Source organism: Streptomyces sp. Qhu_M48 (assembly GCF_051305195.1).
Classification (GTDB): domain Bacteria; phylum Actinomycetota; class Actinomycetes; order Streptomycetales; family Streptomycetaceae; genus Streptomyces.
This window is the reverse complement of the sequence record NZ_CP195432.1, coordinates 4,259,352-4,271,372: the sequence shown is the minus strand read 5'-3', so window position 1 is coordinate 4,271,372 and position 12,021 is coordinate 4,259,352. Positions and strand designations below refer to the sequence as shown.

At 73.1% G+C, this 12,021-nt stretch carries 12 protein-coding genes; 4 read left to right on the top strand and 8 right to left on the bottom strand.

Annotated features, from left to right (window positions below; all coding sequences use genetic code 11):
• Nucleotides 1-7 precede the first annotated feature (7 nt).
• A complete protein-coding gene (locus ACRRSS_RS19470) occupies nucleotides 8-991 on the bottom strand; it encodes an FAD binding domain-containing protein (protein WP_435972383.1) in 984 nt (327 codons plus the stop codon).
• Complete coding sequence (locus ACRRSS_RS19465) at nucleotides 988-1,545, bottom strand: 2Fe-2S iron-sulfur cluster-binding protein (RefSeq protein ID WP_435975377.1); 558 nt, start codon at nucleotides 1,543-1,545, stop codon at nucleotides 988-990. The genes ACRRSS_RS19470 and ACRRSS_RS19465 overlap by 4 nt, the downstream gene beginning before the upstream one ends.
• A 770-nt stretch (nucleotides 1,546-2,315) precedes the next feature.
• Here ACRRSS_RS19465 and ACRRSS_RS19460 point away from each other — a divergent pair.
• A complete protein-coding gene (locus tag ACRRSS_RS19460) occupies nucleotides 2,316-2,543 on the top strand; it encodes a hypothetical protein (protein ID WP_435972382.1) in 228 nt (75 codons plus the stop codon).
• Nucleotides 2,544-2,620: 77 nt separating this feature from the next.
• Here ACRRSS_RS19460 and ACRRSS_RS19455 read toward each other — a convergent pair whose 3' ends face one another.
• The 3 genes from ACRRSS_RS19455 to ACRRSS_RS19445 all read right to left on the bottom strand — a co-directional run bounded on the left by ACRRSS_RS19455 (nucleotide 2,621) and on the right by ACRRSS_RS19445 (nucleotide 6,628).
• Entirely contained in the window at nucleotides 2,621-3,376 is a 756-nt protein-coding gene (locus ACRRSS_RS19455) for a restriction endonuclease (protein WP_435972381.1), read from the bottom strand.
• A 257-nt stretch (nucleotides 3,377-3,633) separates the two neighbouring features.
• Complete coding sequence (locus tag ACRRSS_RS19450) at nucleotides 3,634-5,223, bottom strand: pyridoxal phosphate-dependent decarboxylase family protein (RefSeq protein ID WP_435972380.1); 1,590 nt, start codon at nucleotides 5,221-5,223, stop codon at nucleotides 3,634-3,636.
• The gene (locus ACRRSS_RS19445) at nucleotides 5,213-6,628 is read right to left on the bottom strand and encodes an MFS transporter (RefSeq protein WP_435972379.1); all 1,416 of its coding nucleotides are present in this window, start codon (nucleotides 6,626-6,628) and stop codon (nucleotides 5,213-5,215) included. Before ACRRSS_RS19445 ends, ACRRSS_RS19450 begins: the two co-directional genes overlap by 11 nt.
• 168 nt (nucleotides 6,629-6,796) lie before the next feature.
• Between ACRRSS_RS19445 and ACRRSS_RS19440 the strand changes: the two genes are divergently transcribed.
• Complete coding sequence (locus ACRRSS_RS19440) at nucleotides 6,797-6,943, top strand: hypothetical protein (RefSeq protein ID WP_435972378.1); 147 nt, start codon at nucleotides 6,797-6,799, stop codon at nucleotides 6,941-6,943.
• Nucleotides 6,944-6,990: 47 nt separating this feature from the next.
• Nucleotides 6,991-7,374: an FhaA domain-containing protein gene (locus ACRRSS_RS19435; protein ID WP_435972377.1), complete on the top strand. Its 384-nt coding sequence runs from the start codon at nucleotides 6,991-6,993 to the stop codon at nucleotides 7,372-7,374.
• A 77-nt stretch (nucleotides 7,375-7,451) separates the two neighbouring features.
• Here ACRRSS_RS19435 and ACRRSS_RS19430 read toward each other — a convergent pair whose 3' ends face one another.
• The 3 genes from ACRRSS_RS19430 to ACRRSS_RS19420 form a co-directional block, all read right to left on the bottom strand.
• Nucleotides 7,452-8,567, bottom strand: coding sequence for an AI-2E family transporter (locus ACRRSS_RS19430; RefSeq protein ID WP_435972376.1), 1,116 nt, complete (start codon nucleotides 8,565-8,567; stop codon nucleotides 7,452-7,454).
• A gap of 214 nt (nucleotides 8,568-8,781) precedes the next feature.
• Nucleotides 8,782-10,380, bottom strand: coding sequence for an MFS transporter (locus ACRRSS_RS19425; RefSeq protein WP_435972375.1), 1,599 nt, complete (start codon nucleotides 10,378-10,380; stop codon nucleotides 8,782-8,784).
• A 214-nt stretch (nucleotides 10,381-10,594) separates the two neighbouring features.
• Nucleotides 10,595-11,068, bottom strand: a complete 474-nt coding sequence (locus ACRRSS_RS19420; RefSeq protein WP_435972374.1) for a MarR family winged helix-turn-helix transcriptional regulator — start codon at nucleotides 11,066-11,068, stop codon at nucleotides 10,595-10,597.
• A 351-nt stretch (nucleotides 11,069-11,419) separates the two neighbouring features.
• Between ACRRSS_RS19420 and ACRRSS_RS19415 the strand changes: the two genes are divergently transcribed.
• On the top strand, nucleotides 11,420-11,671 hold the full coding sequence (locus tag ACRRSS_RS19415; protein WP_435972373.1) for a hypothetical protein: 252 nt from the start codon (nucleotides 11,420-11,422) through the stop codon (nucleotides 11,669-11,671).
• Nucleotides 11,672-12,021 lie beyond the last annotated feature (350 nt).

The window sequence follows — 12,021 nt, the reverse complement described above, 5'->3', positions numbered from 1 at the left end:
GACCTCCTCAGGGGCGGGACGCGAGATCGGTGAGCACACGGACGGCGAGGTTGCGGGCGAGCGGCACCTTGAAGCCGTTGTCGCGCAGCGGCCGGGCGGCGGCGAGTTCGGCGTCGGCGGCCCGCTCGTACGTCTCCGCCGTGGCGGGCGCTCCGAGCAGTACCGCCTCGGCCGCGCGGGCCCGCCACGGTTTGGGGGCGAGCCCGCCGAAGGCGAGGGCGGCGTGGCGAACGACGCCGTCCTCCACGGCCACGGCGGCGGCCACGGAGGCGAGCGCGAAGGCGTAGGAGGCTCGGTCACGGGCCTTGCGGTAGGCGCTGCGGGCCCCGGTGGGGGGTGGGAGCGTCACGCCGGTGACGAGCTCACCGGGGCGGACGACGGTGTCCTGCTCCGGCCGGTCACCCGGCAGCCGGTGGAACTCGGTGACCGGCACCGTACGGTCGCCGTCTGCTCCGAGTACGTGCACCCGCGCGTCGAGACACGCGAGCGCGACCGCCATGTCCGACGGGTGCGTGGCGACGCACCGCTCGGAGTGACCGAGCACCGCGAGGTCGCGGTGGACCCCCTCGCGAGCGGGACAGCCCGTGCCCGGTTCGCGCTTGTTGCACGGCTTGGAGGTGTCCTGGAAGTACGGACAGCGGGTGCGCTGGAGGAGGTTGCCGCCGGTGGTGGCGGCGTTGCGGAGCTGTGCGGAGGCGCCGGCGAGCAGCGCCTGCGACAGCACGGGGTAGCGGGTCCGCACGAGGGGGTGGACGGCCAGGTCGCTGTTGCGCACGGTGGCCCCGATGCGCAGGCCCCCGTCGGGCGTCTCGTCGACGCCGTCCAGCGGCAGCCGGCTGATGTCGACGAGGAACGCCGGGTCGGCCACCCCGAGCTTCATCAGGTCGACGAGGTTGGTCCCGCCGGCGAGGTACTGGGCGCGGGGGTGGGCCGCGAACGCGGCGAGCGCCTCTTCGGTGCGCTCGGCCCGCAGGTATCCGAAGGGCTTCACCGGGCGACCTCCTCGATGGCGTCCACGATGTTCGGGTAGGCCCCGCAGCGGCAGATGTTGCCGCTCATGCGCTCACGGATCTCCTCCGGCGTGAGGGTCACCGGGCCGTGGCCGGGGGGCTCGTCCGGCGGTGTCACGTGGGAGGGGTGCCCGGCCGCCGCCTCGTCCAGCAGGGCGACGGCCGAGCAGATCTGACCGGGAGTGCAGTAGCCGCACTGGAGGGCGTCCCGGGAGACGAACGCCTCCTGGAGGGGATGGAGACGGCCCTCTTCGGCGAGGCCCTCGATCGTGGTGACCGGCTCGTCGCACGAGACCGCGAGCAGCAGGCAACTGTTCACACGCCGCCCGCCCACGAGCACCGTGCAGGCACCGCACTGCCCGTGGTCACAGCCCTTCTTGGCCCCGGTGAGGTCCAGGTGCTCGCGCAGGGCGTCCAGGAGGGTCGTGCGGTGGTCGAGGGGGAGGCTGTGCGTGGTTCCGTTGACCTGGAGGGAGACGGCCGACGTGAAGGCCCCACCTCCCGCCGCGCCGCTCTCGTGTGCGGCCGCGCCCACGCCGGTCGCTTCGGTACGGTCCACGGTGCTCGCTCCTCCGTCGGTGGATGGGGTGACCTGCTGCCCGACATCCCCTTCCCCGCCTCCCTCGCGATATTTCCTCGATGTCCGCCGAACGGCGTAGGGGAGGCCGCTCTGCGGACACGGCGGTCGGGCCATGGACGCGGCGGTCGGGCCCGGGGCATGGCGGTCGGGCCCGGGACACGGCAGCCGGGCCCAGGACGTGGCGGTAAGGCCTTCCGGGCGCGGGCCCGTGCCCGGCGCGGCGGCCATCGGGAACCCCCTGGCCGGAGAAGTCCGGATGCGGTGCGCATGCTCGGCGGGTTCGGGGGCAGACGGTCGGCGAGAGCACATGGGACTGCTCTCGCCGCCGGGCTTGCGGCCGCTCTCCCCCCTCGTGTCGCGGGCCCGCCGGACCGCGCGCACGGCCCGCACCAGGTAGGGGTGCGGGCCGTGCGCGCGCCACGCGGAGCGTGATCGCCCTGCCCGTCCGCGGTCGTCCCGCGGCCCTGATCCAGGCTCCGCCGAGCCCTCGTCGCGTGAGCGCCCCCGACGGCCTCACCACGGCCCGGCGGACGGCGCCACGTCCTGCTGTGCGGGGTCGATGGCCGAAAGGGCACGGGGGCGGGCGGCGAGGTTTGCCGCACGGCACACGGGTCAGCAGCCAAGGGCGGAGCCCGTCCCGGTCTGCCAGGGCCGCTCGGGCCGGAGCCGACGCAGAGAGTCCGTCTTCACCTGCGAAGAACCGTAGTCAGAGGAAGGTGAGCCGTATGAACACGCCGGACGAGCCCGATCGGACGGAGGAGCCGCTCCCCCGCGACCCGCAGAACCAGCAGGCGGAGGAGGGAGAGGACCCCTTGGCGATACCCGTACCGGACTGGCCCGACAGCGAGCTGCCCGAGACCGATGTGGCGGGCACGAGACGCAGGGGCGGTGAGGACGGCGACGCCGCCCAGGAGGGGCATGAGGATTCCGCCGCGGACGAGCCGGTGGACTGACGCACCCGCCACGATCTCGGCACGCGCGGCCGGGCGAAGATGACGTCGCCTCGCCCGGCCGCGTACGCGGCCGCCGCTCAGGCCGGGTCGGGCACAGGGACGGGCGCGGTCGGCTCCGTGGAGAGCGCGTCCCAGGGGGCGGCCGCGACCTGGTCCGTCCAGGCGGCCAGCGCCTCCCCGTCCACGCAGACGATCCCGCAGGTGGCGGCGTACTCGACAGCGGGCGCCGTGAAGGAGCTCGTGGTCACCACGACGGCCACATCCGCCTCGTGGATGGTGAAGCAGGTGCCGCCGAACCTCTGCAGATCCTGGGAGCCGACGCGGTTGTCCTCCGCGTAGTGCTTGCACTGGAGTACGACGCGCCGGCCGTCCGCTGTCACGGCGACCACATCGGCGCCCAGGTCGCCCGCTCCGCCGACCACTTCCACGGCGGTGCAGCCGTCCCGCGCGCAGAGCGCGGCCACCGCGTGCTCGAAGCCGTCGGCGTCGACCGCCGCGTGATCCAGGGCCTCGGGCCCGACGTCGGGAACCTCCGGGGCGAGGACCGGTTGGTCCGGCGCGCCGACGGGGTGAACGTGCTCGTGGTTCCGGCCGGGCCCCTTGCTCCTCCTGATCACCGCCAGCACGACGGCGAGCACACCCAGGGCACCGAGCGCCACGAGGACGGCGACGGCGACCCCCGATCCGCGGCTTCCCGCCGCCTGGGCCGCCTTGACGAAGAGGGCCAGACCCCCGACGCATATCCCCACGAGCCCCACGGTCAGCACCAGATCGCGCCCGATGGCCGCAGGGCGACGCCCGGCCCCGCCCCTGCCTATCCCGGTGGACTTCATCCGGGCCCTCCCTCAGTCGTCAACGGCTCACGCACACCGCGGCCCCGATCCGGGAAGGTTCGGGGCTCGCGTCGGTATCGGTATGCGGGTCAGTGCTGCGGCGTCCCTCTCGGAGAGGTGATGTCCCTGACGGAACGCCGTATATCCGTGAACGCGCTCCTGAAACGTGGCGGCCGGAAGGAGCCGACCAGGGGTTCGCCGGTGGCGCCCCCGGCGTGCGAGGCGGTGGTGTGGGGGAGGGGAGAGCCGAGGCGGGGTCAGATTCGGAAGATCGTCCCGATGAACTCCGCGAGGAGCCGCTCCTTCAGCGGCTGCGGCAGCGCGTCGAGCAGCACCAGCACGGGCGCCGTACGCGCGGGCAGGCCACCGTCGCCGTCGAGTCCCGCGAAGGCCAGCACTCCGGCGATGTCGTCCGGCCCGAGCGTCGCCGGATCGAGCTGCGCGGCCAGGTCGGCGAGGCCCGGATCGACGCTCACCGGCGGCAGGGCGCGCGCCGAGTCCAGGGCCGCCGCGAGATCGTCGAGGAGCGCTTCCACCTGGTCCACGGTCGCCGGGGTCAGCGTCAGGTGGAGATTGGGCGGAAGGCCGTCGAAGGACAGTTGTGGCTGGAGGTACCAGCCGCGCTCGCGCATCTCGTCGGCCAGGTGCAGCAGCAGGCTCAGGTCGGCCCCGCCCTCCGCGCCCCGGTCGCTCCCCGCGCCCCGGTCGCTGTCACTCCCCGCGGTCTGGCCGCCGCCCGCGCCCTGGTCACCGCCCGCTGATGGGGCGCCGCCCCCGTTCGCGCCCCCGGGTGCGTTCCCGAGCACCGTGAACGCCACGAGTCCGGCGGCCGGATCGCCCAGCACCCGTACACCGGGGAGCGCCCGCAGACCCGCCAGGAGCCGGTCCGATGCCTCGGCGACCCGCCCGGCCAGAGCGGTGTACCCGTCGTCGCCGACGTGCCGCAGGACGGCCCACGCCTGGGCCAGCAGGCCGCCCGGCTTCGTCCCCTGGACCGTCGGGTTCACGACCGGATATCCCGGCCAGCCCGCGTGCGCGAAGTACTGGTGCAGGCGCAGCGCCGCGTCCCGGTACAGCACGACGGAGGCGCCCTTGTCGGCGTATCCGTACTTGTGCAGGTCGACGGAGAGCGACGTCACCCCGGGCACCGACAGGTCGAAGGGTTCGACCTTCCGCCCGGCACGCCGCAGATGAGGCAGGATCCAGCCACCGATGCACGCGTCGACGTGGCAGAGGACGCCCCGCGCGGCGGCGGCAGCGGCGATCCGGGCCACCGGGTCGATCACCCCGTGCGCGTACGAGGGGGCCGACGCGACCACCAGGGCGGTGCGGTCCGTGATCGCGGCCGCGATCGCCGTCGCGTCGGCGCGGAAGGTGCCCGGGTCGACGGGGACGACGACCGTCTCCACCCCCAGGTAGTGCGCGGCCTTGTGGAACGCGGCGTGCGCGGTCGACGGGAGGACGAGCTGCGGCGCGGTGATCCCTCGTTCGGCCCGCGCGTGGTCACGGGCCGTCTTGACGGCGAGCAGGATGCTCTCCGTCCCGCCGCTGGTGAAGGTGCCCTGCGCGCCGGGTGCGCCGAGGAGCGCCGCGACGGCGCCCACCACGTCGTTCTCCAGGCGCGCCACGCTCGGGAAGACGGTCGGGTCGAGTCCGTTGACGGTCGCGAAGGCCGTGTACGCGGCGGCGGCCAGCTCGTCGAGCCCTTCGAGGCCCGCGTCGTAGACGTAGGCGAAGGTGCGTCCGCCCCGCGTGGGGGCGTCGGCCGCACGCAGCGCGCCGAGCTCGGCGAGCACCTCGTCGGCGGGGCGGCCGGAGGGCAGGGAACGGAGGGGTTCAGTCGGCACGGTCGGTCGTCACTTCCTGCTGCGGGGCGGCCTGTTCGGGTACGGATGGACGCGGAGGCGCGGGTTCTTCGGCCGGGGCCTCGCGGTAGCGGTGCAGGGGCCACAGGCTCGCGGCGGCGAGCAGCGCGGGCAGCAGGCTCATGCCCGCGGAGATGCCGGCCAGCGCCGCGTCGGGTTGGGCGACCTGGTGCTCCGCGTCCGAGGACCGGAATCCCGTCAGGGCCAGGACCAACGCGAAAACCCCCGCTCCCAGGGCGAACGCGAGCGTCTCGGCGGCGGTCCACAGGCCGGTGAAGGTCGCGGCCCTCCGTCTGCCGGTGCGGACCACGTCGGCGGCGAGCGTGTCGGCCAGCATGCTCAGCGGCAGCAGCTGGAGCCCCGCGTAGGCGATGCCGATGACGACGACCGCGCCGTACCCGACGCCCGGCCCGGCGACCGGGGTGAGCGAGAGCAGGAGTGTCCCGGCGAGGAACAGCAGAGAGGCGCACCACTGCGCCGCCTTCACACCGAGTCGGCGGGCGATCCGGTTCCACAGCGGCATGACGAGGACGAGCGGTCCGATGAGGGACGCGAAGAGCGGGGTGACGGCGGTGGCGGAGCCCAGCGTGTACGTGGCGAAGTACTGGACCGCGGCGAGCATGACTCCGATGGCGAGGGCCTGGAGCGTCCACATGCCCACGAGGTGGAGGAAGGACCGGTTCTCGCGGGCGACGGCCAGCTGGGCCCGCAGCGAGGGCTCGGCCTCGCTGCGGGCCGCCTCCGGGGCCCAGCGCGTCGCGAACCACGCGCCGAACATGCCGAGCGCCAGCAGCGCGGCGACGGCGATCCCCATCAGCCGGTAGCCCGCCGGGGTGTCCCCGTCGGCGTGGGCGATCGCGGGGGCGAGCGCCCCGGACAGCAGGATCGCGACGCCGAGGAACCCCACGCGCCAGCCGAGGACCCGGCCGCGCTCGTCGGCGTCCTCCGTCATCTCGGCCGGCATCGTCACGTACGGCACCTGGAAGACGGCGTACGCGGTGGCGGCGAGCAGGAACAGCACGGCCACGTAGCCGGCCGCCGCGGCGCCGCGCAGTGGGGGCGCCGCGAAGATCAGCGCGAAGAGCGGCGGGAGGGTGCACGCCCCGGCGAGCAGGAACGGCCGGCGTGGGCCGCCGCGCAGCCGGCTGCGGTCCGACAGCGCTCCGACGATCGGGTTGATCAGGACGTCCCAGGCCTTCGGAAGGAAGACGGCGAACCCCGCGACGGCCGCGGGGACGGCGAGAACGTTGGTCAGGTAGTAGAGCAGGATGAGCCCGGGCACGGTGGCGAACGTGCCGGTGCACAGCGAGCCGAGCCCGTACCCGATGCGCACCCGGCGAGGCAGGGGCGTGGCCGGGCCGGGAGTCGCACGGAGGTCCGGAGGCATGGCGCAGATCATGAACGACGGTACGAGCGGGCGGCAAGGGGCTGGTGTGACAGGGAGATGAACACGCGAGCGGGGCGGGAACCCCTTCGGCCCGCCGGGTGAGGTGCCCCGGCACATGGTCGCGGTCTCCCCGGGTAGGCGGACGGGACACCGACCCCAGGAGGAACCGTGTCCGGACTGACCACCCGCATCAAGCAGTTCACCCGTGGACCGCAAGGGCGGCGCGCGATCGCCTCGGTCCGTCGCGCCGCCGCCGACCCGCGCAGGCGCGCGCAGGCGCGCAGGCTGCTCGGACGGCTGCGCGGGCGGCGGTGACGGGGAGGCCGGAGGGGAGGCGCACGGCCGGGGAGGGGCTCTCGCGGGTGGAGCGAGCCCTGGAACGCTGGCAGAACAACCTCCTCTCCAAGTTGCGCCACCGTGAGGACGTCGAGCTGCTCGACGCGCTGCACCGTGAATGCGACCAACACGCGGTGGTGTGCAGCGAGAGCAGAGTGGTCGTCCCGAACGCGTACGAGGTGGAACTCGACGCCCACGTGCACGAGGAGCTGATACGCCACGGCCACGGCGACGTGGGCGAGGTCCTGACGGACGACCTGGCCCGTCACGGGGAGCGCAACGGGTACGAGTGGGCGGGACCCCTCACCGTCCGTGTCACCCCGGTGGCGCGGCCACCGGGCGACCCGTACCGGGTGACGAGCGGTCCCATGCCCCACGTACGGGCCGACGCCTTTCCGGGGGACGGCTGATCGGTGGGCCCCGCGAGAGCGCACCCCACGAGCGAGCGTCCCGCGTCGGTTCGTCCTCCGTGCGTCCTCCGTGCGTCCTACGACGGTGTGACGGAGGCGGTGTGCGGCTCGTCGACCTCGGATTCCTCCGGGGGAGTGGCGAGCTGTTCGCGCACGTAGTTCCAGATCACCGCGATCAGCGCGGCCGCGGGGACCGCGAGGAGGCTGCCCACGATGCCGGCCAGGCTGCCTCCCAGCGTCACGGCCAGGAGGACGACCGCCGCGTGCAGTCCGAGGCCCCGGCTCTGGATCATGGGCTGGAACACGTTGCCCTCCAGCTGCTGCACGACGACGATGATCGCCAGCACGAGGAGCGCGTCGGTGAGGCCGTTCGACACCAGCGCGATGAGGACCGCGACCAGGCCGGCGAAGAGGGCTCCCACGATCGGGACGAAGGCGGAGACGAACGTCAGCACGGCCAGGGGAAGCACCAGGGGTACGTCGAGGAACCACAGGCCCAGGCCGATGAACACGGCGTCGAGCAGACCGACGAACGCCTGCGAGCGCACGAACGCACCCAGGGTGTCCCAGCCGCGCGCGGCCACGACGGGGACGTCCGTGGCCAGGCGGCCGGGGAGCTGACGGGTGAGCCACGGCAGGAAGCGCGGCCCGTCCTTGAGGAAGAAGAACATCAGGAAGAGCGCCAGGACGGCGGTGACGAGACCGCTGAACACGGTGCTCACGCCCGAGACGACGGTGGTGACCATACTGCCGACACTGTCCTGGATGCGGGTCATCGCGGTGTCGAAGGCACCGGAGATCTGGTCGTCCCCGATGTTGAGCGGCGGCCCGGAAGCCCACTCGCGTACCTTCTGAATGCCCTCGACCACGCCGTCGGCGAGCTCTCCGGACTGGGACGCGACCGGCACCGCGATCAGTGCGACGACGCCCGCGACCGTCAGGAGGAAGAGGACGGTGACCACGCCCGCGGCCAGGGCGGGCGCCCACCCGAGCCTGCGCAGGAAGCGGGTGAGGGGCCAGGTCATGGTGGTGAGGAGCAGGGCCACGATGAGCGGCCAGACGACCGACCACATCCGGCCCAGGATCCACAGGGCCACTGCTGCCATCAACACGACCAGCAGCGACTCGGCGGAGACGCGGGCCGTTCTGCGGAGCGCGGCGGCGGTCTTCGTCGAACTCAGTATCTCAGACATGGGGTTCACTCTATTGACGCCCGGCGCCCGCCCGGAGCCGGCGGGGGCTCCCCCGAACTCGTCGAGGCGCCGACTGCCGTACGGGTGCCCGTGCGAGGCCATGGTCCGGCCGGACCGACCGAGGCCGGGGTCGAGACCAGGAGGAGCCGGCACGCGCACGTGAGCGCGCTCCGGCTCCTCCGTGGGCCCTGAACGTGGGCCCTGAACGTGGGCGTCAGCCTTGGTGGCGGGCTGCCTCGGGGGTACGCCGCACGCCGACCGCGGCGAGTACGGCGCCGCCGACACACAGCACGCCGGCCACCAGCACGGAGGTGTGCACACCGTTCATGAACGCCTGGTGGCTTCCCTCGGCGACGGCGGCCCTGATCTGGGTCGGCATCTGGTCGGAGACCGGGGCGACGCCCATGGCCACCGCGTCCTTCGCCTCGTACAGACCGGCCGCGGAGGACAGGGGTACCCCGGCGGAGGTCAGTTCGCCGGTCAGGGTGGAGCCGACCCGGCTGCTGATGAGGGAGACGAGCACGGAGGTGCCGAGTGCCCCACCGATCTGCAGCGCCGTCGCTTGGAGGCCGCCCGCCACACCGCCGTCCTGGACCGGGGCGTTGCCGACGATCGCGTCGGACGAGGACGCCATCACCATGCCGACCCCGAGGCCGAGCGCGACGAACGGCGGCCACATCGCCGCATAGGAGGAGCCCGGGTTCCAGCCGAGCATGAGGAGGCAGGCGATGGCCTGGAGCGCCATGCCGAGCGGCATCGTGAGACGTGGGCCGAACCGGCCGGTCAGGGCCGCCCCCAGCGGGGACGCCACGACCGAGGCGAGACTGAGCGGCAGGGTGCGCACACCGGCCTCGACGGGGGTGAAGCCGCGCACGTTCTGCAGGTACAGCATGACGAAGAAGATCACGCCGAGCAGGACGAAGAAGTTCAGGGCGGTGATGATCGTGCCGATGGTGAGCGCCGGGCTCCTGAACAGGCGCATGGGAAGCAACGGCGAGGCGACGCGGGTCTCGACGAAGCCGAAGACGAGCAGCACCACCAGGCCCGCCGCGAGCACACCCAGCGTGCCGAACGACGTCCAGCCCCAGGTCTCGCCCTTGACCACGCCGAAGACGACGGCGAGCAGGCCGAGCGCCAGGAGCGCGACTCCGAGCACGTCGAACCTCTCGCCCTTGGCGGTGGTGTTCCTGCTCTGCGGCAGGACGACGGCGCTGAACGCGAGCGCGATGACGCCGATGGGGGCGTTGATGTAGAAGACGGACTCCCAGCTGACGTGTTCCACCAGCAGTCCACCGACGATGGGACCGAGCGCCGTGGACACCGAGGAGACCATGGCCCAGATGCCCACCGCCATCCCGAACTTCTTCGGCGGGAAGACCGCACGCAGCAGACCGAGGGTGTTGGGCATCAGGAGCGCCCCGAACAGGCCCTGCGCGGCCCGGAAGGCGATGACGCCCTCGATGGATCCGGCGACTCCGATGGCCACGGACGCCGCGGTGAACCCGGCGACGCCGATCAGGTAGACGGTACGGCGTCCGAACCGGTCACCGAGCTTGCCGCCGAGGATGAGGGCCGCCGCGAGGGCCAGCAGATAGGAGTTGGTCACCCACTGCAGGTCGGTGGTGGAGGCGCCGAGGTCCTGGCCGATCGCGGGGTTGGCGATGGCCACGACCGATCCGTCGAGGCCGACCATGAAGAGGCCGAACGCGACGGCGATGAGGGTGAGCCACGGGTTGTCCCGTGGGCCGCTCGACTTCTCGGCGGCGGGGGCATGGGCGGTCGAGGCCCGGGAGTCGAGAGTGCCGGAGGGCATGACTGTGCCTGTCCTTTGTACGTCATGACGGAGGCGCGGACGGGGCGTGCCCTGTCCGCGGAAGCGAGGGAAGCGGCGCGGACGCACGGATGACAGAAGCGGCGCGGACGCGACGGCGACGGAACCCGCGTCCGGTACGGGGAGACCGGAGCGCGAGAGAGACGGCGCCCCGCAGCAGGACGTGCACCGGGACCTGGGGGTCCGGCGCGCGTGCTCAGTGGGCGGGGTGGTGAAGGCTCCGGTTGAGTGACACGAGCGCGCCCAGAGCTGAGCCGAGGGCGTCCAGTTCGCCCTCGGTCATGGTCCGCAGCGCACGCGCGACGTGGGTGCCCATGAGGTGGTTCACCTCGGCGACCTCCCTGCGGGCGGTCGAGGTGAGGTGCAGGTGCGCCACGCGCTTGTCGGCGGTGTCCTGCCGACGCTCCAGCAGCCCCTGCTCCGTCAGCTGCCGGACCAGTGCGCTGACGTTGTTCGGCTTCATCAGCAGGGCCTCGGCGCTCTCCCGCACGGTGACGCCGTCGTGGGCGTGGACGTGGCGCAAGAGGGCCAGCTGGGCCTCGGAGGGCTTGGGGTGCGGAAAGTCCTGGTCGACGTGGCGCTCAAGGGCCCGGGACAGCGTCGGGAGACACGCCACGAGGCCGGCGGCCACGTGGTCGAGGTCCGGAACGGACGCGCTGTGCTCGGGCATGTCGGCATCGTAGGGAAGACGAGACACCTATGTCAACATAGGTATGGCGACATAGGTACCCTCGGGGCCTCTCGGTCCCTGCCGGGAAGGCGGCGGCCGGACGGGCCAGACCCGAGGGCGCGTACTTACTCGAGGGGCTGAGAAAGCGACGCCCCCTCGGCCGGCAGGGCGGCGGTACACGCGTGCCCGTCGTGCGGCGGGGGAGTCGTCCCTCGCTGGTCGGTCGGGGAGGTCGGGGAGGCCGGGGAGGTCGAGGTGAGGGGGGGAGATGCGCATACGCCGGAAGAGGTCGCGGGTCGTGCGCATGCTCAGCACGCTGCTCCAGGCGATGCCGGGGTGGCGGGAGCGCAGGTGCAGAAGGGCCCGGGTTCCCAGGCCGCTGCTGTGAAAGCGCTCGTCGATGACGACGGCGCTGATGACACCCTGGGAACAGACGGAGCAGATCCGATAGTGGACCTCGCCGACCACCTGGCGGATGTGGACGAGAAGCAGGCACTCCTCGCCGGGGCCGGACAGATCGGGGAGGTGCGTGGACAGGAACTCGATCGCCCGGTAGGCGAGGATCCGGCGGCGGAAGCGACCGGTGCTCCGGCCTCGGCGTGAGTGCTTGGGGCCGGTCCGACCGGGCAGCGATGCCCGGATCGCGGGGGCGGAGCCGAACAGGGTGCTCGCGGGACGCGCATGTTGTCCGTGCATGGGGTGTCGTCTGCCCGGAGTCTCCACGGATACCCGGGCGCTGCGGAGATCCGGGCCGACCGCGGCGCGCGTGACCGCGAGCGAGAGTGCACCCGGTACGCGTCGAGCCGGTCCGGCTGGGCGGACGACCGGGCCCGTACGCGCCGAGCCGGGCCGGCTGGGCGGACGACCGGGCCCCGGCTCCCCGCACGCCGACGGCTCCCGCCCCGTGTGTAAGGGGAGGGAGCCGTGCGGGTCGTGCGGTCGCGAGCCGTCAG